General features: G+C 65.2%; 16 protein-coding genes, 1 pseudogene and 1 riboswitch. Of the genes and pseudogenes, 2 read left to right on the top strand and 15 right to left on the bottom strand.

Annotated features, from left to right (window positions below):
• Positions 1-31: 31 nt before the first annotated feature.
• The 8 genes from F6X62_RS12445 to F6X62_RS12410 all read right to left on the bottom strand — a co-directional run bounded on the left by F6X62_RS12445 (position 32) and on the right by F6X62_RS12410 (position 9,911).
• Positions 32-1,048: an ABC transporter permease gene (locus F6X62_RS12445; RefSeq protein WP_153773682.1), complete on the bottom strand. Its 1,017-nt coding sequence runs from the start codon at positions 1,046-1,048 to the stop codon at positions 32-34.
• A complete protein-coding gene (locus F6X62_RS12440; RefSeq protein WP_054890646.1) occupies positions 1,048-2,106 on the bottom strand; it encodes a microcin C ABC transporter permease YejB in 1,059 nt (352 codons plus the stop codon). Before F6X62_RS12440 ends, F6X62_RS12445 begins: the two co-directional genes overlap by 1 nt.
• Positions 2,103-4,019, bottom strand: coding sequence for an extracellular solute-binding protein (locus F6X62_RS12435; RefSeq protein ID WP_153773681.1), 1,917 nt, complete (start codon positions 4,017-4,019; stop codon positions 2,103-2,105). The genes F6X62_RS12440 and F6X62_RS12435 overlap by 4 nt, the downstream gene beginning before the upstream one ends.
• A 46-nt stretch (positions 4,020-4,065) precedes the next feature.
• On the bottom strand, positions 4,066-4,347 hold the full coding sequence (locus tag F6X62_RS12430; RefSeq protein WP_054890645.1) for a peptidylprolyl isomerase: 282 nt from the start codon (positions 4,345-4,347) through the stop codon (positions 4,066-4,068).
• A 79-nt stretch (positions 4,348-4,426) separates the two neighbouring features.
• Positions 4,427-5,488 (bottom strand): 3-deoxy-7-phosphoheptulonate synthase, encoded by a 1,062-nt coding sequence (locus tag F6X62_RS12425; protein WP_153773680.1) that lies wholly within the window; start codon positions 5,486-5,488, stop codon positions 4,427-4,429.
• 564 nt (positions 5,489-6,052) lie between these two features.
• Positions 6,053-7,204, bottom strand: a complete 1,152-nt coding sequence (locus F6X62_RS12420; RefSeq protein ID WP_125929948.1) for an acyl-CoA dehydrogenase family protein — start codon at positions 7,202-7,204, stop codon at positions 6,053-6,055.
• A gap of 17 nt (positions 7,205-7,221) precedes the next feature.
• A complete protein-coding gene (locus F6X62_RS12415) occupies positions 7,222-8,292 on the bottom strand; it encodes an enoyl-CoA hydratase/isomerase family protein (protein ID WP_153773679.1) in 1,071 nt (356 codons plus the stop codon).
• Positions 8,293-8,525: 233 nt separating this feature from the next.
• The gene (locus F6X62_RS12410) at positions 8,526-9,911 is read right to left on the bottom strand and encodes an aldehyde dehydrogenase family protein (protein ID WP_153773678.1); all 1,386 of its coding nucleotides are present in this window, start codon (positions 9,909-9,911) and stop codon (positions 8,526-8,528) included.
• A 118-nt stretch (positions 9,912-10,029) separates the two neighbouring features.
• Here F6X62_RS12410 and F6X62_RS12405 point away from each other — a divergent pair, with 118 nt between their 5' ends.
• Positions 10,030-10,893 carry a LysR family transcriptional regulator gene (locus F6X62_RS12405; protein WP_153773677.1) on the top strand — a complete coding sequence of 288 codons (864 nt, stop codon included), beginning with the start codon at positions 10,030-10,032 and terminating at the stop codon, positions 10,891-10,893.
• A gap of 230 nt (positions 10,894-11,123) precedes the next feature.
• Positions 11,124-11,645 (top strand): acyloxyacyl hydrolase, encoded by a 522-nt coding sequence (locus tag F6X62_RS12400; protein ID WP_054890639.1) that lies wholly within the window; start codon positions 11,124-11,126, stop codon positions 11,643-11,645.
• Positions 11,646-11,778: 133 nt separating this feature from the next.
• On the opposite strand, the gene F6X62_RS12395 is transcribed toward F6X62_RS12400, so the two are convergent.
• From F6X62_RS12395 to F6X62_RS12365, 7 genes and pseudogenes are all read right to left on the bottom strand, one after another.
• Positions 11,779-12,801, bottom strand: coding sequence for an iron ABC transporter permease (locus tag F6X62_RS12395; RefSeq protein WP_153773676.1), 1,023 nt, complete (start codon positions 12,799-12,801; stop codon positions 11,779-11,781).
• Entirely contained in the window at positions 12,801-13,769 is a 969-nt protein-coding gene (locus F6X62_RS12390) for an ABC transporter substrate-binding protein (protein WP_153773675.1), read from the bottom strand. The genes F6X62_RS12395 and F6X62_RS12390 overlap by 1 nt, the downstream gene beginning before the upstream one ends.
• On the bottom strand, positions 13,766-14,542 hold the full coding sequence (locus F6X62_RS12385) for an ABC transporter ATP-binding protein (RefSeq protein WP_153773674.1): 777 nt from the start codon (positions 14,540-14,542) through the stop codon (positions 13,766-13,768). Before F6X62_RS12385 ends, F6X62_RS12390 begins: the two co-directional genes overlap by 4 nt.
• 111 nt (positions 14,543-14,653) lie before the next feature.
• A riboswitch (cobalamin riboswitch) is annotated at positions 14,654-14,860 on the bottom strand.
• 83 nt (positions 14,861-14,943) lie between these two features.
• On the bottom strand, positions 14,944-16,995 hold the full coding sequence (paaZ, locus tag F6X62_RS12380) for a phenylacetic acid degradation bifunctional protein PaaZ (protein WP_153773673.1): 2,052 nt from the start codon (positions 16,993-16,995) through the stop codon (positions 14,944-14,946).
• A 24-nt stretch (positions 16,996-17,019) separates the two neighbouring features.
• Positions 17,020-18,252 carry an OprD family porin gene (locus tag F6X62_RS12375; RefSeq protein ID WP_153773672.1) on the bottom strand — a complete coding sequence of 411 codons (1,233 nt, stop codon included), beginning with the start codon at positions 18,250-18,252 and terminating at the stop codon, positions 17,020-17,022.
• A 33-nt stretch (positions 18,253-18,285) separates the two neighbouring features.
• Positions 18,286-19,854 (bottom strand): annotated as a pseudogene (locus F6X62_RS12370) (cation acetate symporter); the annotation flags it as partial.
• Positions 19,845-20,153 carry a DUF485 domain-containing protein gene (locus F6X62_RS12365; protein WP_063544952.1) on the bottom strand — a complete coding sequence of 103 codons (309 nt, stop codon included), beginning with the start codon at positions 20,151-20,153 and terminating at the stop codon, positions 19,845-19,847. The pseudogene F6X62_RS12370 and the gene F6X62_RS12365, both read right to left, overlap by 10 nt.
• Positions 20,154-20,311 lie beyond the last annotated feature (158 nt).

Raw genomic sequence — 20,311 nt, 5'->3', positions numbered from 1 at the left:
CGATCAGTGTGTCTTTCAGTCGAGGGCCGAATCAGCGCCGCGGGTCGAACGCCTCCCGCAGCGCATCGCCGATGAATACCAGCAGCGACAGGATCACCGCCAGCGCGAAGAATGCGGTGAAGCCCAGCCAGGGGGCTTGCAGGTGCTGCTTGCCCTGGGTCACCAACTCACCCAGCGACGCGGTGCCGGCCGGCATGCCGAAGCCGAGGAAGTCCAGTGCTGTCAGGGTGGTGATGGCACCGGTCATCATGAACGGAATGTAGGTCAGTGTGGCGTTCATGGCATTGGGCAGGATATGCCGCAGCATCACCTGGGTGTCAGGCAGGCCCAGTGCACGGGCGGCCTTGACGTACTCCAGGTTGCGCCCGCGCAGGAACTCGGCGCGTACCACGTCGACCAGGGTCAGCCAGGAGAACAGCGCCATGATCCCCAGCAACCACCAGAAATTCGGTTCGACGAAGCCGGACAGGATGATCAGCAGATACAGCACCGGCAACCCCGACCAAACCTCCAGCAGGCGCTGGCCGAGCAGGTCGACCCAGCCGCCGTGGTAGCCCTGCAGCGCGCCGGCGGCGACGCCGATCAGCACGCTGACCAGGGTCAGGGCGAAGGCGAACAGCAAGGAAATGCGTGTGCCATACAGCACCCGCGCGAGCACGTCGCGGCCCTGATCGTCGGTGCCCAGCCAATTGCTCGCGCTGGGCGGGCTGGGGGTGGGCACCTGCAGGTCGTAGTTGGGCGTGTCGGCACTGAAGGGGATGGGGGCAAATAGCATCCAGCCGCCCTGGCCTTCGATCAATTGGCGCACATAGGCGCTGCGGTAGTCGGGCTGGAAAGGCAGCTCACCGCCAAACTGCTGCTCGGTGTAGCGCTTGAGTGCGGGGGTGTACAGCTCGCCCTTGTACGAAAGCAGCAGCGGCTTGTCGTTGGCCACCAGCTCTGCACCCAGGCTCAGCAGCAGGAGGGCGGCGAACAGCCACAGCGAAACCCAGCCCAGGCGGTTATGGCGAAAACGCTGCAGGCGGCGCCGGGCGACAGGCGAGAGCATCAGTGCGCCCTCGTGTCGAAGTCGATGCGCGGGTCGAGCAAGGTGTACGACAGGTCGCCAACCAGACGAATCAGCAAGCCTGCCAGGGTGAAGATGAACAGGGTGCCGAACACCACCGGGTAGTCCCGTGAGACGGCCGCCTCGTAGCTCATGCGCCCGAGGCCGTCGAGCGAGAAGATCACTTCGATCAGCAACGAACCAGCGAAGAACACCGTGATCAACGCCTGCGGCACCCCGGCCACCACCAGCAGCATGGCATTGCGCAGCACATGGCCGTACAGCACCCGGCGTTGGCTCAAGCCCTTGGCCCGGGCGGTGACCACATACTGGCGCGAGATTTCATCGAGGAAGGCGTTCTTGGTCAGCAGGGTGAGGGTGGCGAACCCACCGATCACCAAGGCCCCGACCGGCAGCACCAGGTGCCAGAAATAGTCGGCGACCTTGCCCAGCAGGCTCAGTTGGTCGAAGTCTTCCGAAACCAGCCCGCGCACCGGGAACCAGTTCAACGACGTGCCGCCGGCGAACAGCACGATCAGCAGCAGGGCGAAGAGGAACGAGGGCAGCGCGTAGCCGACTACGATCAGCGCGCTGCTCCAGGCATCGAAGCGGCTGCCGTGGCGCACAGCCTTGCGGATGCCCAACGGGATCGAGACCAGGTAGGTGATCAGCGTCGCCCAGAAGCCCAGTGACAGGGTGACGGGCAACTTGTCGAGAATCAGGTCGGTGACCTTGGCGCCACGGAAGAAACTCTGGCCAAAATCGAGCCGGGCATACTGGCCGAGCATCAGCCACAGGCGCTCCGGGGCGCTCTTGTCGAAGCCGTACTGGCGCTTGATCTCTTCGATCAGCTTGGGGTCGAGCCCGCGACTGGCGCGAGACTCGCCCTGCATCACCTCGACCCGCGCGCCGGGGGCGCCGCCGCCAATGCCTTGCAGGCGCGCCACGGCCTGCTCCACAGGGCCGCCGGGGGCCGCCTGGACGATGGCGAAGTTGACCAGCAGGATCGCCAGCAAGGTCGGAATGATCAGCAGCAGGCGCCGCAGGATATAGGCGGTCATGGGGCAACCTTCGTACGTTCAGCCATCTGCTGATTGGTCAGCGCCGTGGGGCTGAGCTCCCACCAGGTATCCAGGCCTTCGTCGTAGGCGGCCTGCACCTTGGGCAGGCCGAAGCGGTTCCACCAGACGGTCGAGCTGCCGGGCGGGTAATAGTTTGGAATCCAGTAGTAGTTCCACTGCAGCACCCGGTCCAGGGCGTGGGCATGGCGCAACATGTCGGCCTGGGTCGAGGCACGTACCAGGCCATCGAGCAGGTGGTCCACCGCCGGGTCCTTGAGCACCATGAGGTTGTTTGAACCAGGGTCGTTGGCGGCGGCGGAGCCAAAGTAGTTGTATTGCTCCGAGCCGGGTGACAGCGTCACCGGGTAGCCGGTCACGACCATGTCGTAGTCGCGCGCCATCAGCCGGTTGATGTATTGCGCCGAGTCGACGTTGCGGATATTCAGCTCGATGCCGATTTGCGCCAGGTTGCGCTTCCAGGGCAAGAGCAGGCGCTCGAGGCCCGATTGCCCGTTGAGGAAGGTGAAGCTCAGCGCGGTGCCATCGGCGTTTACCAGCCGATCGCCTTCAGGGCGCCAGCCAGCAGCCTGGAGCAGTTCCAGTGCCTGCAACTGCTGTTTGCGGACGATGCCCGTGCCATCGGTCACCGGTGCCGTGAACACTTGGCTGAAGACCTCGTCGGGGATCTGGCCGCGTAGCGGTTCGAGCAGTTTGAGTTCCTCGGCGTCGGGCAGCTCGCGTGCTGCGAGCGGGGTGTTGGAGTACAGGCTTTGCTGGCGGATGTAGAGGTTGCGCATCATCTGCCGGTTGCTCCACTCGAAGTCCCAGAGCATGGCCAGCGCCTGGCGTACACGGCGGTCGCGAAACACCGGCTTGTCGAGGTTGAACACGAAACCCTGGGCGTTCTGGGGCTTGGCAGGGCCCAGGTGGGCGCGCTGCAGGCGGCCGTCGTCGAGCTGGGCGCCGTTGTAGCCCAGGGTGTAGGCGGTGGCGGAGAACTCGCGGTTGTAATCGTAGCCGCCGCCCTTGAGTACCTGGCGGGCCACCTCGGTGTCGCCGAAGTACTCGACGCGCAAGCGCTGGAAGTTGAAGCGCCCGCGGTTGACTGGCAGGTCCTTGGCCCACCAGTCGGAGTCGCGCTCGAAGGTGATGCTGCGGCCGTTGTCGATCCGGCTGATGCGGTAGGGGCCACTGCCTACCGGTTTCTCGAACCCGGCGCCATTGGCAAAGTCGCGTGCCTGCCAGTCGTGTTCCGGCAGTACCGGCAGGCTTGCCAGGTCCAGCGGTAGGGTGCGGCCATGGGGTTGCTTGAAGTCGAAGCGAACGCTGCGCGGGCCTTCCACGGTGACCCCGGCAACCTCGGCGAACTGCGTGCGGTATTTGAGGCTGCCCTTGTTCATCAGCAGCTCGAAGGTGAAACGCACATCCTCGGCGCGCACTGGTGTGCCGTCGGCAAAGGTGGCACGCGGGTCGATTTCGAAACGCAACCAGGCGTCCTCCGGACCGCGTTCCATCCGTTGGGCGATCAAGCCATAGACCGTGTACGGCTCATCGAACGAGCGGACTGCCAGCGGTGCATACAGCCAGCCATCGACCTCGCTGACGCCGGTGCCCTTGTCGATATACGGCAGGATATGGTCGAACTGGCCAATCTCGATGGCCGAGCGCCGCAAGCTGCCGCCCTTGGGGGCGTGCGGGTCGACGTAGTCGAAGTGCGAGAAGTTCGCGGGGTAGCGCGGCGCTTCACCGTAGACGGTGAGGGCGTGGGAGGGCGCGGCCTGGGTGGTCAATGCCAGGCATGACAGCAAGCATCCGACCAACAGAAGGCTCAGCCCCCGGCAGCAGCGGGCTTGCCCCGCGATCGGGAGCTGCGAGACGCAGGAGGTGACGGTACTGGCCCTGTCGCGGGACAAGCCCGCTCCTACAAGGGCGCTGCAGGGGCGGGCGGACAAGACCGAATCAGTCCTGGCGGCTGGTCACTTCCAGCAGGTGGTAGCCGAACTGGGTCTTGACCGGGCCCTGCACGGTGTTGACTGGCGCGCTGAACACCACGGTGTCGAATTCCTTGACCATCTGGCCTGGGCCGAAGGAGCCCAGGTCACCGCCCTGGCGGCTGGACGGGCAGGTGGAGTTGGCCTTGGCGATTTCGCCGAAGTCGGCACCGGCTTCGATCTGAGCCTTGAGTTCGTTGCACTTCTCTTCGCTGCTGACGAGGATGTGGCGGGCGGTGGCACGTGCCATGGGAACTGCTCCTTGATGTGAAACGGCAAGCCTAGCGCAATTGGCGGCGAAATGTCTCGCAAGGCTTGCCGTTAGCCTCCTACAACTGATCTGCCGCCCGGCGCAGCAAGGCGTCGGTCGAATCCCAGCCCAGGCAACCATCGGTGATCGACACGCCGTATTTCAACGCGCCCTTGCCCAGCGCCTGACAGCCGTCGAACAGGTGCCCCTCGAGCATCACGCCGACGATCGAGGTGTCACCGGCCAGGCGCTGGCCCAGCACATCCTCGAATACCGCGGGCTGACGCGCCGGATCCTTGCCGCTGTTGGCGTGGCTGCAATCGACCATGATCCGCGCCGCAAGCCCGGCCCTGGCCAGCCCCTGGCGGGCCAGGGCGATGCTGTCGGCATCGTAGTTCGGGCCCTTGTGGCCGCCGCGCAGCACCAGGTGGGTATCCGGGTTGCCGAAGGTCTCGATGATCGCCGGGTAGCCTTGCGCATCCATGCCGAAGTGGCGGTGCGGCGCCGCGGCGCTGCGCATGGCGTCGGTAGCGATGGCAACCCCACCGTCGGTGCCGTTCTTGAAGCCGACCGGCAGTTCCAGGCCGCTGACCATCTCGCGGTGAATCTGTGATTCAGTCGTACGCGCACCGATGGCCGCCCAGCTCAGCAGGTCATCGAAATAGCCCGCTGCCATCGGTTGGAGCAGTTCGGTGGCGATCGGCAAGCCGCGTTCGAGCATGCCCAGCATCAGGCCTCGGGACAGGGCGATACCGGCATGCATGTCGTCGCTACCGTCCAGGTGCGGGTCGTAGGCCAGGCCTTTCCAGCCGACGGTGGTGCGCGGTTTTTCCACGTAGGCCCGCATCACCAGCAGCAGCTTGTCATCGACTTCGCGGCTCAGCGCCGCCAGGCGGTCGGCGTACTCCAGGGCCGAGCGTGGGTCGTGGATCGAGCAGGGGCCGACGATCACCAGCAGCCGTGTGTCGCGGCCTTCGAGAATGGCGCGCACGGCCTGGCGATGGACGTGGACTTGCTGGGCGAGTTCGCTGGAAAGCGGCATCTGCTGCTTGAGCAGGTGGGGGCTGGGCAGGCGCTGGCTGACGGAGGCGTTGGCAGCGGCAGGTTGGGTCAGGGGCAGAGCGAGATTCGAAGCTTGCATGGCGTTGTTTCCCTGGGCGGACGGCGGGTGCTTCCCGCGCGGTCGGCCCTATCGAGGTGTTCGACAGGTATTCGGATGATTACTGTGTGCAGCGTCGCCACCAGTGATGGACCGTACGGAGGCGGCAGGCTGGCCCGAACGGGATTGGCTAAATCGCCAGGCGTAGGTGTCTGCGTAGGGGTAGCTGGTGTAGTTCATGAATCTGTCCTCGGAACGAATGAATGTTTTTCAGGGCCTGGAAACGCAAAACCCCCGGTCGGGGAGCCGACCGGGGGTTTGAGTATTCTCATGTTCGGCGGCCCCTCGAAGGTGGGCGCCGTGTGGGTATCGGCGCCTAGTGGCTAAACCAATACCCAAAATAGGAGCAGGCGACGGTACGACCGGCAACGGCCAGCACAGGGCGCGAGGTGCGACCGGTGGTGTTGGCGTGATTGCAGGTATGTTTCGACATGTTGCTCTCCAGTGAATGGGGTCGAGCTTACTGCACCTGTAACGCTGTGTTCAATGGATAAATGCTATCGCGATGATAATCCGGGGCAGCGACGCGGCCCCGGCGGGGTGCGATCACAGCGGGTAGTGCTTGAGTTCTCGCGCGATCAGCATCCGCTGAATCTCGCTCGAGCCCTCGTAGATCTGCGTGATGCGCGCATCGCGGTAGTACTTCTCCACCGGATAGTCCTCAAGATACCCATAGCCGCCATGCACCTGGATGGCCATGGAGCACACCCGTTCGGCCATTTCCGAGGCGAACAGCTTGGCCTGCGAGGCTTCCGACAGGCATGGCTTGCCGGCCGTGCGCAGGCGCGCGGCGTGGAGGATCAGCAGGCGTGCGGCGTTGACCTGCACCTGCATGTCGGCCAGCAGGTTGGCGATGCTCTGGTGCTCGTTGATCGGTTTGCCGAACTGGATACGCTCGCGCGAATAGGTCAGCGCGGCCTCGAACGCGGCACGGGCAATGCCCAGGGCCTGGGCGGCGATGCCGATGCGTCCGCCTTCGAGGTTGGACAGGGCAATGGCCAGGCCCTTGCCGCGCTCACCCAGCAGATTGGCGGCCGGGATGCGGCAGTTGTCGAGGGTGACTGCGCAGGTGTCAGAGGCGCGGATGCCCATCTTGTGTTCGCTGCGATCGACCTTGAAGCCTGGGTTGTCGGTCTCTACCAGGAACGCCGACAGGCCCTTCTTGCCCAGCTCCGGATCGGTGACGGCAAAGACGATGGCCAGCCCCGCACGGCGGGCGTTGCTGACGAACTGCTTGGCGCCGCTGATGACCCAGTGGCCGTCCACCAGCTCGGCGCGTGTGCGCAGGTTATGGGCTTCGGAGCCGGCCTGCGGCTCGGTCAGGCAGAAGCAGCCAATCACTTCGCCACTGGCCAGGCGCGGCAGCCATTGCTGCTGTTGCTCAGCGCTGCCATAAGCCAGCAGAGGGCCGCAGCCGACCGAGTTGTGGATGCTCATCATCGCACCGGTCGCGCCGTCGCCAGCCGAGATTTCTTCTACTGCCAGGGCATAGGCGACGTAGTCGGTGTAGCTGCCGCCGAAGGTGTCGGGCACGACCATGCCCAGCAGGCCCAGCTCGCCCATGGCGCGGACCACGTCATCGTCGATCCAGCCAGCCTTCTCCCAGGCCTGGGCATGGGGCGCGATCTCGCCACGGGCAAAGTCCCGGGCCATGTCGCGGATCATGATCTGTTCTTCGCTCAGTTCCAGGTCTTGCATGCTGTGTACTCCCGGGCTCACAGGCCTTCGAAGAATTGATCGACCCGCTGGCGCGACAGCGCGGCGAGTGTGGGCGGGTTCCAGCGGGGCTGCTTGTCCTTGTCGACGATCAGCGCACGCACGCCCTCGATGATATCGCCATGGGCGAACCACTGGCGGTCCAGGTGCAGTTCCATGGCGAAGCATTCTTCCAGGCTCAGGCGGCGACCGCGACGCAACATCTCCAGGGTAACCGCCATCGCCAGCGGTGAGCGGGTTTCCAGCTGATCGGCGGTGGCCAGTGCCCAGGGGTGGCTGTCGCCGATGCTCACGGCGCGCAGTTGCTCGATGATGCTGGTCAGGTCGGGCAGGGCGAAGAAATGATCGATGGCCGGGCGCAGTTTGGCCAGTGGCGCGTCGTCCAGCCTCTGGGAGCCAAGTTTGGCAAGCAGACCTTGCAGATCCTTGAGTGGCTGGTCGCCGAAGTTCAGATGGTTCAGGCCTTCGTCCAGCGCGGCCAGCTTTGCGCTGTCCACGTACCAGTCCGCCAGCCCGCAGTACAGGGCATCGGCGGCCTGGATCTGCGCGCCGCTGACACCCAGGTAGATGCCCAGCTCGCCGGGGATGCGCGACAGGAAGTAGCTGCCGCCGACATCGGGGAAGTAGCCGATACCGACTTCGGGCATCCCTAGACGACTGCGTTCGGTGACGATGCGCAGGTCCGCGCCCTGGGCCAGGCCCATGCCGCCACCGAGGGTGAAGCCGTCCATCAGTACCAGGATGGGTTTGCGGTAATGATGGATGCACAGGTCGAGGGCATATTCCTCGACGAAGAAGCGTTCATGCAGGTCGCTGCCGGACTTGAAGCTGTCGTGCAGCGAGCGGATGTCGCCCCCTGCGCAGAAGCCCTTGGGGCCTTCGCCGCGCAGCACAACGGCCTTGACTTCCGGATCCTGCGCCCAGGCGTCGAGGTGATGCTGCAGGCTGCGCACCATGTCGAGGGTCAGGGCGTTGAGGCCGGAGGGACGGTTGAGTGTCAGGTGGCCGATGTGATTGCGGGTGTCGGCCAGAACATGATCCGTGGCCGTTGGTTGAGCGTGCGCGGTCATCGCGGTCTCCCTGCTTTGTTATTGATTTTCCAAGGTAAGTCTGGAAGTACGCTGGAGGATCAACGGATCCTGCCATGCGTATTTGCCTGACACAATTGGTAAATCTGCAGGGGAGGGGTGCATTTTTGTGGCAGATGATCAGGCATCTGCTGTGTGGGTGCTGCCCTTTTCGCGGGCAAGCCCGCTCCTACAAGGAGCGGGCTTGCCCGCGAAAAGAGCGACGCGCACTCGCCTCAGTTACGATCCAGCCACACCGTCTGCACGTTGCAGAACTCACGCACCCCAAAGTGCGACAGCTCACGCCCGAAACCGCTCTTCTTGACGCCGCCGAACGCTACGCGGGGGTCGGAGGCACAGTAGCCGTTGATGAACACACCGCCGGTGTCCAGCGCCGAGGTCATATGCTCTGCCTTTGCCAGGTCGGCGGTATAGATCGTCGCCGCCAGGCCGAACTCGCTGTCGTTGGCCAGTTCCACCGCGTGTTCGGCGTCACGGGCGCTGATGATCGCCGCCACCGGGCCGAACAGCTCCTGCTTGAAGGCAGTCATGTCGCGGGTCACGTTGGCGAACACGGTCGGCTCGTAGAAGTTGGCGCTGCCTTCGACTTTCTTGCCGCCCAGCAGCAACGTGGCGCCTTCGGCGAGGGTCGCCTGGACCTGGCCATCGAGCTCGTCGCGCAGGTCGAAGCGGGCCATCGGGCCGATGTAAGTGTCGTCCTGCAGTGGGTTGCCGATTTTCAGGGCGCGGGTCGCTTCCACGAACTTCTGCGTGAAGGCCTCGACGATGCTGTCTTCCACGATGAAGCGTTTGGCCGCAGCGCAGACCTGGCCGGTGTTCTGGTAGCGGCCGATCACTGCAGCCTTGACGGCGGCATCGAGGTCGGCATCGGCCAGCACGATGAACGGATCGGAACCGCCCAGTTCGAGCACGCACTTCTTCAGCGCAGCGCCCGCTTGGGCACCGATGGCCATGCCGGCACGCACGCTGCCGGTGAGGGTAATGGCGGCGATGCGCGGGTCATTGATCGCGCGGGTGACGCCATCCGGAGTGACGTTGACCACCTCGAACACGCCTTGCGGCAAGCCAGCCTGCTTGAACAGCTCGGCCAGCAGGTAGGCGCTGCCCATCACGTTCGGCGCGTGCTTGAGCACATAGGTGTTGCCGGCCAGCAGGGCGGGGACGGCGCCACGCAGCACTTGCCAAATCGGGAAGTTCCACGGCATCACCGCGAGGATAGGGCCGAGCGGGCGGTATTCGATACGCGCTTTTTCGATCTGGGTGGCCTCGGGGGCGAGCATGGCCGGGCCGTGTTCGGCGTACCACTGGCACAGGCCGATGCACTTGGTCACTTCGCCACGGGCCTGGGCGATCGGCTTGCCGATTTCGCGGGTAATCATCACCGCGAAGGCCTCATGGTTGGCCTGCAGAGCGTTGGCCAGAGCGATCAGGTATTCGCTGCGCTGACCCAGCGACACCTGGCGCCACTGGGCGTAGCCGGCCTTGGCGCGTTGCAGGGCTGCGTCCAGTGCGGCATCGGTGTCGTAGGGGTAGGCGCCAATCTGTTCGCCGCTGTACGGGTCGACGGAAATGGCATGGGTCAGGCTGCTGATCTCGCTCATGGCGGGTCCTCTTGTTGTCTTGGCGGTGTCGTATTCGACTGAAGGCCAGACTAGTGGCGTGCGCCTTTAATGAAAACTGAATAATAATGAGCGAAACATTCACGAATGGAGAAAGACTGTGGACCTGGTGCAACTGGAGATGTTCAAGGCCGTGGCCGAACACGGCAGCATCAGCGCTGCCGCCCAACACATCCATCGGGTGCCATCGAACCTGACCACCCGTATCAAGCAGCTCGAAGAAGACCTGGGGGTGGAGCTGTTCATCCGCGAAAAGAGCCGCCTGCGCCTGTCTCCGGCGGGCTGGAACTTTCTGGAGTACACCCGGCGCATCCTGGAGCTGGTGCAGGAGGCGCGCTCGACCGTGGCCGGCGAAGACCCGCAGGGCACCTTTGCCCTCGGCTCGCTGGAGAGCACCGCGGCGGTGCGCATTCCTGCGGTGCTGGCGGCCTATAACCAGCGTTATCCGAAGGTCGACCTGGACCTCTCCACTGGCCCGTCGGGGACCATGCTCGAAGGGGTGCTGTCCGGGCGGCTGGTGGCAGCCTTCGTCGATGGCCCGGTGCTGCATCCGACACTTGAGGGCATGCCGGTGTTCGAGGAGGAGATGATGGTCATCGCACCCCTGAACCACGCCCCGGTCAGTCGCGCCCAGGATGTCAACGGCGAAAGCATCTACGCCTTCCGTGCCAACTGCTCGTACCGGCATCATTTCGAGAGCTGGTTCGTCAAGGACAAGGCCGTCCCGGGCAAGATCCACGAGATGGAGTCGTACCACGGCATGCTCGCCTGTGTCAGCGCTGGTGCAGGCCTGGCACTGATGCCCCGCAGCATGCTCGACAGCATGCCCGGCGCCAGTACGGTCAGCGCCTGGCCGTTGTCCGAGGACTTTCGTTACCTCAAGACCTGGCTGGTGTGGCGTCGCGGTACGGTGTCACGCAGCCTGAGCATGTTCATCCGCCTGCTGGAGGAGCAGGCCGGCTGAGGGGGTCAAGGCGAAAAAACCGATACCTTGCTAACTTTTTTCCTATTCGATAGTGGCAAATGACTTTCATCTTTCATCGCGGCTGACGATAATCAGAAAAGTATTACTACTTGTGACCCCAGGTGGGATGGCCTGGGGCGCAAGCGAAGAACGAGAGGCCAAGCCTCCACTTGCTGCAGGCACGACCCACCAGGGCACCTGCCCGTGAAGACCTTCTGGAGTAGTCATTGATGAAAACCCGTCTTGCCACCTCGCTGGCCGCCGCAGTACTGGCTCTGGCCGGTGCCAACCTGGCCCAGGCCGCGCAAATCTCCGGTGCCGTGGGCGCCACTAGCCAGGGCGACATGACCTATCGCATCGGCCTGTCGTTCGACTGGGACAAGAAGTGGCTGCAGAGCAGCACCGGTCACCTGACCGGTTACTGGGATGGCGCCTACACCTACTGGGAGGGTGGCGACTACAGCGGCGCCCACTCCCTGTCGTTCAGCCCGGTATTCGTCTATGAGTTCGGCGATTCGGGCTATGTCCCGTTCATCGAGGCCGGTATCGGCCTGGCCGCCTTCTCCAAGACCGACGTCGGTGATCAGAAGCTGGGCTCGTCGGTCAACTTCGAAGACCGCATCGGCTTCGGCCTGAAGCTGCCGGGTCAGCAGAAGATCGGTATTCGCGCCACGCATTACTCCAACGCCGGCATCAAGCAGCCGAACGACGGCATCGAGTCGTACGCGCTGTTCTACAGCGCCGGCTTCTAAGCGCTGCCTGTGCACCGTCGGTATCGGTCCGACGGTGCATCACGCCGCGCCATGCTAGCCCTGGCTAAAGGCGTGGCTTGACGAGCCCTTTACCAGCTCAGGGCCGGCGAGCAGTACGCAGGTCTCGTTCATCTCAGGCCTTGCGTCGCAGCAAGAGGATGAAGAACAGCCCGCCGATGGCTGCCGTGGCGATGCCGATCGGCAGATCCTGCGGGGCGATCAACGTGCGTGCGCCGACATCGACCCAAATCATGAACAGCGCCCCGAGCAAGGCACAAGCCGGCAGCAGCCGGCGATGTTCGGCACCCACCAGGCGGCGAGCGACGTGGGGCAGCATCAGGCCGACGAAACCGATGGCGCCCGACAGCGACACCAGCACACCGGTCAGCAACGCCGTGCCGACGAACACCTTGGCCCGCACGCGCCGGTTGTCGAAGCCCAGGCTGACAGCGGTCTGCTCGCCGCTCATCAGCGCGTTCAGCGCCCGCGCCAGGCTCATCAACAGCACGAAGCCGGCCAGCACGCAAACCGCCGGCAGCCACAACAGCGACCACTGCGCCAGGCCCAGGCCACCGAGCATCCAGAACATCACCGAGGCGGCGGCATGCGGGTCACCGGTGTAGAGCAGCAGGTTGGCGGCGGCCATCACCACAAACGATACCGCCACTCCGGCCAGCAGCAGGCGATCGCTCTCCAGGCGCCCACCACGACTGGCCACGCCGAGTACCAGCAGCATGCTGCCCAACGCGCCGATGAACGCGGCCAGGGGCAGGCTGAAGGCTCCGGCGAACGGGCCGAGGAACAGCACCACCAGCACTGCACCGAATACCGCCCCGGAACTGACCCCCAGCAGGTGCGGGTCGGCCAGGGGGTTACGGGTCACCGCCTGCAAGGCGCCGCCGACCAGCGCCAACCCTGCACCGACCAGCGCCCCCAGCAGCACGCGCGGCGCGCGGATCTGCCAGATGATCTGCGCCTGGCCGCGGCTCCAGTCGCCACTTTGCCCCAGCCCCACCTGCTGCAAAACAATGCCGACGACCTTGCCCAGTTCAACCTGTGCCGAGCCGAACCCCAGTGACAGCAGGCACGACAGTAGCAAGGCCAGCAGCAGCGAAACGATCAGCAAGCGATAGCCCGCAGGGCTGCGAATCGGCATCAGCGGCGGGCCTCGGCGAACTGCTGCGGATGCAAGGCCGCGGCCAGGGTCTCGATGGCCTGGGCGTTCGCCACCGACGGTGTCACCTCCAGGTACGACAGCACCACGAAGCGCTGCTTGCGGATCGCCTCGACACTGCCCAGTGCCGGGTGCTGTAGAAGGAAGTCGCGTTTCTGCTGCCAGCTGGTAGGCCCGTAGTCGACGATGACGATCACCTGCGGATCGCGTTCCACCACGCTTTCCCAGTTCACCTGGGTCCAGCTGGCGGCGACATCGCTCATGACGTTATCGCCCCCCGCAGCGCTGATCAGCGCCTGTGGCATCCCCAGGCGCCCCGAGGTGGTGGGGCGGTCTTCGCCACTGTCGTAGAGGAACACGCGCGGCCGTTGCCTGACCTCGGCCATCTGCGCTGCGACGCGCTCGACGCGTTGGCGCAACTGGTTGACCAGCGCGGTAGCGCGCTCGCGCACATCGAAGATGCGGCCAAGGTTGTCCAGGTCGCGGTAGAGGTCGTCGAGGCTGGCCTGGCGTTGCGGCATGATCCAGGAACACGACTCGCTCAGTTCGTACACCGGGATATCGAAGGGCGCGAGGGTCTGTGGGGTGACCGGCCCGCCGATTCGCATGCCGTAGCTCCAGCCGGCGAGGAAGAAGTCGGCGTTGGCATCGAGCAGGTTTTCTACCGACACGTAGCGCGGCGCCAGCTCTGGCAGCCCTTCGAGTGCTTCGCGCAGGCTTGGGTCGAGGGTTTTCCAGCCGCTGATACCGCTGTAGCCGGCCATGTGGTCGCGCAGGCCGAGCGCGAGGAGCATGCCGGTGAGATTGATATCGTGGCTGACGGCATGCTGCGGCGCATGGGTGAAGGTGACGTCGCGTTCGCAACTGCGCACGGTCAGTGGATAGTTGTCGGCCTCGGCGGCCAGCGGCAGGGCGGCCAGCAGGGCCAGGCTGGTGAGCAGCGATTTCATGCGGGGCTGATCCAGGTAATGCGTGGATGGGAGGCCAGCGGGTGACGGTCGACCAGGGCCTGCACGCCGAACACCTCCGCCAGGCACTGCTCGGTGAGCACCTGCCCTGGCGTGCCGTAGGCGACGATGCGCCCGGAATCGATCACGTACAGCCGATCGCAGAAGGCGGCGGCCAGGTTCAGATCGTGGAAGCTGGCCAGCAGGCTCAGGCCGGTGTTGCGCAATTGCTGAAGTAGCGCCAGCTGGAAGCGTGGGTCGAGGTGATTGGTCGGTTCGTCGAGGATCAGCAGCCGAGGTTGCTGGACCAGTGCCCGGGCCAGCAGCACGCGCTGTTTTTCTCCGCCCGACAGGCAGATGAAGGCATCGAGGGCGCGCGGCAGCAGGTCGAGCCTGGCCAGGGTGTCGTCGATCAGACTCGCGTCGCCATCACCGTCGAACCAGCCCAGGTGCGGGGTACGGCCCATGGCAACGACGTCACGCACGCTCAAGCCGAAGTCTTCGGGGAACTCCTGCAGCATCACCGCGATGCGCTGGGCGACCCAGCGTGGGCTGCGCTGCCAGATATCCTCGCCATCGAGGTGCACCTGCCCGGCGATGGGGCGATTGAAACGGTAGGCGCAGCGCAGCAGGCTGGTCTTGCCACTGCCGTTGGGGCCGATCAGGCCGACGAATTCACCGGCGCCGATCTGCAGGTCGATGCCTTCCAGTAGCGGCTGCCCACCGCTGTGCGGTGACCAGTGCAGGCCTTGGATATGCAGGGTAGGGCATGACATGGATGAACCAACCGTCGCAGGGTGAGTGATACCCGTACGGTGGAGGTGCGCGCAGCTGTCGCGGGCGTGCGGCTGCCGCGAGAACCGGCCTGCGCCCGCCCACCGCGGGAGTTGCCAACTGCTGTGACAGGCCGGTCTCCGGGCTTGCGAGGGGCATGAGGCATTCACCTTCCCATGCCGTTGGCACAGTGGTGTATCGAATGCTTCGCTCGCTTACCGTTGCGGGGGCAGCGCCGGACTGCTCGCATGGGCGAGGCACCGGCTTCCCGTTTAATCCCCGGCTCGGCGGCAGGGGACACCTGAAACAAGGGGCGCATCTGAGCATTTATGGGGTGGGGAGTCAACCGGCCCTGTCGCGGGGCACGCCCGCGCCAGGGCCGACACGTTCAGGCCGGCAATGATCAGCTGCGCTTGAGCACCAGCGTCAGGATGTCATAGCTGGCCACCAGTTCACCGAGCTGGTTGGTCACCTCCACATCCCAGGCCACCACCCCTTGCGGCTGCCCCAACGGGCTGGTCTTGCCCTGGTCGATCTTGCGCTTGCAGGTCAGGCGCGCCTGGATCGTGTCACCGATCCCCACCGGGTTGATGAAGCGCAGGGTGTCCAGCCCGTAGTTGGCCAGTACCGGCCCTTCGCCTGGCGATACGAACAGCCCGGCCGCCGCTGACAGCACGAAGTAGCCATGGGCGATGCGCTTGCCGAACTGCGACTGCTTGGCGGCGATCTCGTCGAAATGCATGTAGAAGTGGTCGCCCGACAGGCAGCCGAAGTTCACCAGGTCCGCCTCGGTGACGGTACGTCGGTGAGTCAGCAGCGATTCGCCGATGCGCAGTTCATCGAAGTAGCGACGGAACGGGTGCACCTCGGTCTCAATCACTTCGGCGCCGCGCACGTGCTCGCCGGTCACCGCCGCCAGCATGCTTGGCGAGCCCTGGATCGCGGCACGCTGCAGGTAGTGCTTGACCGCCCGCAGGCCGCCGAGCTCTTCGCCGCCCCCCGCACGCCCGGGGCCGCCGTGCTTGAGCTGTGGCAGCGGCGAGCCGTGCCCGGTGGACTCCGGCGCGGCCTCGCGATCGAGCACCAGCAGGCGGCCGTGCCAGGCGGCGGCCGCGGGAATGGCCTTGGCGGCGATGGCGCGGTCGCGGGTCACCAGGGTCGCCACCAGGCTGCCCTTGCCACGCGCGGCCAGGACCAGGGCTTCGTCCAGGTCCTCGTAGGCCATCAAAGTGCTGACCGGGCCGAACGCCTCGATATCGTGTGCGCCGCCTTCGGCGTGTGGGTCGCGTGCGTGCAGCAGGGTCGGGGCAAAGAACGCACCTTCGGTTACACCTTCGCCCACCGGCGAGAAGCCGTCGTCGGCGCCGAACAGCTGGTCGCAGCTTTGCAGCAGGCTGCGCACGCGCTCACCGACGTCACGCTGCTGGTCATGGGAGGCCAGCGCGCCCATGCGCACGCCTTCGACCGACGGATCGCCCACCACGACCTTGGCCAGGCGCTCGCGCAGGCGGGTGGCGACGGCATCCAGGTGCCTGGCCGGCACGATGGCGCGGCGAATGGCGGTGCATTTCTGGCCCGCCTTGGTGGTCATCTCGCGTACCACTTCCTTGACGTACAGGTCGAACTCCTCGTCGTCGGGGGTTACGTCCGGCCCGAGGATGGCGCAGTTCAGCGAGTCGGCCTCAGCGGTGAAGGGCACCGAGTTGCGCACCAGGTTCGGTGTCATGCGCAGCTTGGCAGCGGTGTCGGCGGAGCCGGTGAAGGTCACCAGATCCTGGCCCTGCAGGCGCTCGAGCAGATCGCCGGTGCTGCCGATCACCAGTTGCAGGCTGCCGGGCGGCAGCAGGCCTGATTCGTCGATCAGGCGCACCACCGCTTCGGTCAGGTAGCTGGTAGAGGTCGCGGGCTTGACGATGCACGGCATGCCGGCGAGGAAAGTCGGTGCGAACTTCTCCAGCATGCCCCAGATCGGGAAGTTGAAGGCGTTGATGTGCACCGCCACGCCTGCCCGCGGCACCAGGATATGGCTGCCGGCGAAGCGCCCTTGCTTGCCCAGCGGGATCGCCGGGCCTTCGTGCAGCAGGTTGCCCGAGGGCAACTCGCGGGTGCCGATGCCGGAGTAGGAAAACAGCGTGGCATTGCCGCCTTCGATGTCGATCCAGCTGTCGGCACGGGTCGCGCCGCTGTGGTGGGAGAGGGCGTAGAGCTGTTCCTTGCGCTCGGCCAGGTACAGCGCCAGGGCCTTCAGGCGGGCGGCGCGCTGTTGGAAGTCCAGGGCCATGAGCCCGCCAAGGCCCTGGCGGCGGCCGAAGTCCAGCGCTTCGGCGAAGTCCGGGCGTTCCTCATGGCTATAGGCCAGGACCTGCCCATCGAGGGCGCTGCGCAGGGCCTGGGCGCCGTGCTGGCCAATCCAGCGACCGGCGATGAAGCTCTGCAGGGTGTGGGCTTCAGACATGCTGTTCTCCTGTGAGGGGCGCGGTTACCACAGCGCCAGGGTGTAGCCGATGATCAGGCGGTTCTCGTCCACGGCGTTGGTCAGGCCATTGCCGGAACGGAAGGTGACGTTGCGCCAGCGCAGGCTGACGTCCTTGAACGGGCCGCTCTGGATGACGTAGGTGATGTCGGTGTCGCGCTCGCGTTCGCGGCCATTGCTGAGGGTCGCGGTTTCGGCGTGGCGACCGTCGGTGTAGCGAGTCATGAAGCTCAGGCCCGGAATGCCCATCGCGACGAAGTCGTAGTCGTAGCGCACTTGCCAGGAGTCGAGACCTGCGCGGGTGAAGGTGTTGTAGGTGACCAGGTTGACCGTGTAGGGGTCGCCACCGTTGAGAAACGGAAACGCGCTGTCGCCGGACATCTGCTGCCAGGTGGCGGTGAACTTGTGGGCCTTCACGCCCAGGGTGAACATGGCGTTGAAGTTGCGGTTGTCGATGCTGCCTGCGCGTTCGGCGCCGTCGCCGCGGCTGTCGAAGTAGCGCAAGTCGCTGCGCAGGCTCATCCCTTCGCCCAGCGGCTGGGTGTGCAACAGACCCAGGTATTGCTGGCGATAGATCTCGTCGAGCTTGGCGTAGTAGTAGCTGACGCTGGTCTGCGGGGTGATCGCGTAACTGCCGCCGCCGAAGTCGAAGTGGTCGCTGCTGGCCGCGCCGTAGCCGATGTCGTCGCGTCCGGATGAGTCGCGCAGGTTGGCCTTGGTCAGCCGTCCGGCGTTGACGGTCAGGCCCTCAAGCTCCTGGCTGGTCAGCAGGCCACCCTGGAAGGTCGATGACAGCAGGCGGGTGTCGTTGTACACCACCACCGGCAGAATCGGCTGTAGGGTGCCCAGGCGCAGGGTGCTCTTCGATACGCGCAGCTTGCCGGTCAGCCCCAGCTCGCTGTAGTCGTCCACCGGTTCCAGGCTGTGCGGGCCGAAAGGCAGCAGGCCGGTGTTGCGCCGGTCGCGGCTGGAGTCGAGCTTGATCCCCAGTTGCCCCATGGCGTCCACGCCCAGGCCTATGGGGCCTTCGCTGAAGCCCGATTCGAAGCGCGCGGTGAAACCCTGGGCCCATTCCTCGGCCTTGGCTTGCGGCGCATTGGACTGGCGGAAGTCGCGATTGATGTAGTGGTTGCGCAGCTCGACGCGGGCGTGGCTGTCAGCGATGAAATCCGCCATGGCCGGCAAGGGCAGGGCGAGGGTGGCCAGCCAGGCGGCCGACTTGAGACGAGTGTGGTTCATTGTTGTTATATCCGACATTCGAGGTTCAAGGGTTCAGTGCTTGCTGGCGCCGGCAGCGCCGATCCCGGTCATGGAGCGGATGAACTGGCCCAGGTAGCGACCACGCTCTTCGCTGGCCCGTTGCGAGCTGTCGGTGACCGAGAAGGCCCAGGCACCGAGGAAGGCCAGGCTCATGGAGAAGAGTGCCGGGTTGCTGTAGGGGAACAGCGCGCGCTCGTTGTGCAGCACGTTGACCCACACCGCCGGGCCCAGCACCACCAGCACGATGGCCGAGACCAGCCCGGCCATGCTGCCGGCTACCGCGCCGCGGGTGGTCAGGCCTTTCCAGAACATCGAGAGCAGCAGCACCGGGAAGTTGACCGAGGCGGCAATCGCCAGCACCAGACCCGAGAGGAAGGCGATGTTCTGCGATTCGAACAGCAACCCCAACAGCACCGCGAGCAGGCCGATCAGCAGGGTGGCGATGCGCGACATGCGCATTTCTTCCTGCTCGCTGGCCTGGCCCTTGCGCACGACGCAGGCATAGAGGTCGTGGGAGATCGCCGAGGCACCGGACAGCGCCAGGCCTGCGACCACGGCAAGAATCGTGGCGAAGGCCACTGCCGAGATGAAGCCCAGGAACAGGTTGCCCCCCACGGCCTGGGCCAGGTGCACGGCGACCATGTTGCCGCCGCCGATGATCGCGCCGCTGGCGTCGCGGTAGGCCGGCTCGGTCCCCACCATGACGATGGCGCCGAAACCGATGACGATCAGCAGCAGATAGAAGTATCCGATAAAACCCGTGGCGTAGAACACGCTCTTGCGGGCTTCCTTGGCGTCACTGACGGTGAAGAACCGCATGAGAATGTGCGGCAGCCCGGCGGTGCCGAACATCATGCCCAGCCCCAGCGAAATGGCGTCGATGGGATTGGACAGCAGTGCGCCGGGGGCCATGATCGCCTGGCCCCTGGCATGCACTGCCACGGCGCTGGCGAACATCGCCTCGGTGCTGAAGCCGAAATGCTTGAGCACCATGAACGCCATGAAGGTGGTGCCCGACAACAGCATCACCGCCTTGATGATCTGCACCCAGGTGGTGGCGAGCATGCCGCCGAAGGTCACGTACAGCACCATCAGTACGCCCACCAGGGTGACGGCGTAGAGGTAGCTGATGCCGAACAGCAACTCGATCAGCTTGCCGGCGCCGACCATCTGCGCCACCAGGTACAACAGCGCGACGGTCAGCGTGCCGAACGCGGCGCTCAGGCGTACCGGGGCCTGGGCCAGGCGGTAGGAAACCACGTCGGCGAAGGTGTACTTGCCCAGGTTGCGCAGGCGCTCGGCGATCAGGAACAGGATGATCGGCCAGCCAGCGAGTACGCCCAGGGCATAGAGCAGGCCGTCGTAGCCGTTCATGAACATCATCGCCGAGATGCCGAGGAAGGACGCGGCGCTGATCATGTCCCCGGCGATCGCCAGGCCATTCTGCATCCCCGTGAGGCCACCGCCTGCGGTGTAGAAGTCACTGGTCGAGCGGGTGCGGGCCGCGGCCCAGCGGGTCACCAGCAGGGTGAAGCAGACGAATACCATGAACATCGAGATGGCAGTCCAGTTCATTGCGCGCACTCCTGGCGAACCTTGTCGTTGAGTGGATCGATGACGCGGTTGGCGCGGTGCATGTAGATGCCGGTCAGGGCGAACGACAGCAGCACCATCAGCACACCCACCAGCATGCCGACGCTGGTGACGCCGCCATTGAGCGACTGGCCGAGCAGGCCGGGGGCGAAGGCCACCAGCAGCACGAAGCCGTAGTAGGCGGCAAGCATGGTCAGGGTGAGGCTGCCGTTGAGGCGGCGCTTGCGGCGGATCAGTTGCTGGAAGTCGGGGTGCTTGCTGATGGAGTCGATGTGCTCGGGTGTCATGGGAAGCGGTCCTCTGTCTTGTAATTGTTTTTTCAGGTCACGCAGGGTGTTGCAGGGTTGCTGGCGGCCTCATCGCGGGACGAGCCCGCTCCCACAGGTACAGCGGTGATCATCGGTCTTGTGGGAGCAACGGTCTTGCTCAAAATTTGAAGTCCAGC

This window comes from Pseudomonas sp. MNR3A, from assembly GCF_009650575.1.
Lineage (GTDB): Bacteria > Pseudomonadota > Gammaproteobacteria > Pseudomonadales > Pseudomonadaceae > Aquipseudomonas > Aquipseudomonas machongensis.
The sequence above is the reverse complement of the archived record's forward strand: the minus strand, read 5'-3'. Positions and strand labels throughout refer to the sequence as shown.

Coding starts and splice junctions, on each gene's coding strand:
- F6X62_RS12445 (WP_153773682.1), bottom strand. CDS start 1,048: ATGCTCTCGCCTGTCGCCCGGCGCCGCCTGCAGCGTTTTCGCCATAAC.
- F6X62_RS12440 (WP_054890646.1), bottom strand. CDS start 2,106: ATGACCGCCTATATCCTGCGGCGCCTGCTGCTGATCATTCCGACCTTG.
- F6X62_RS12430 (WP_054890645.1), bottom strand. CDS start 4,347: ATGGCACGTGCCACCGCCCGCCACATCCTCGTCAGCAGCGAAGAGAAG.
- F6X62_RS12425 (WP_153773680.1), bottom strand. CDS start 5,488: ATGCAAGCTTCGAATCTCGCTCTGCCCCTGACCCAACCTGCCGCTGCC.
- F6X62_RS12420 (WP_125929948.1), bottom strand. CDS start 7,204: ATGCAAGACCTGGAACTGAGCGAAGAACAGATCATGATCCGCGACATG.
- F6X62_RS12415 (WP_153773679.1), bottom strand. CDS start 8,292: ATGACCGCGCACGCTCAACCAACGGCCACGGATCATGTTCTGGCCGAC.
- F6X62_RS12410 (WP_153773678.1), bottom strand. CDS start 9,911: ATGAGCGAGATCAGCAGCCTGACCCATGCCATTTCCGTCGACCCGTAC.
- F6X62_RS12400 (WP_054890639.1), top strand. CDS start 11,124: ATGAAAACCCGTCTTGCCACCTCGCTGGCCGCCGCAGTACTGGCTCTG.
- F6X62_RS12395 (WP_153773676.1), bottom strand. CDS start 12,801: ATGCCGATTCGCAGCCCTGCGGGCTATCGCTTGCTGATCGTTTCGCTG.
- F6X62_RS12390 (WP_153773675.1), bottom strand. CDS start 13,769: ATGAAATCGCTGCTCACCAGCCTGGCCCTGCTGGCCGCCCTGCCGCTG.
- F6X62_RS12385 (WP_153773674.1), bottom strand. CDS start 14,542: ATGTCATGCCCTACCCTGCATATCCAAGGCCTGCACTGGTCACCGCAC.
- paaZ (WP_153773673.1), bottom strand. CDS start 16,995: ATGTCTGAAGCCCACACCCTGCAGAGCTTCATCGCCGGTCGCTGGATT.
- F6X62_RS12375 (WP_153773672.1), bottom strand. CDS start 18,252: ATGAACCACACTCGTCTCAAGTCGGCCGCCTGGCTGGCCACCCTCGCC.
- F6X62_RS12365 (WP_063544952.1), bottom strand. CDS start 20,153: ATGACACCCGAGCACATCGACTCCATCAGCAAGCACCCCGACTTCCAG.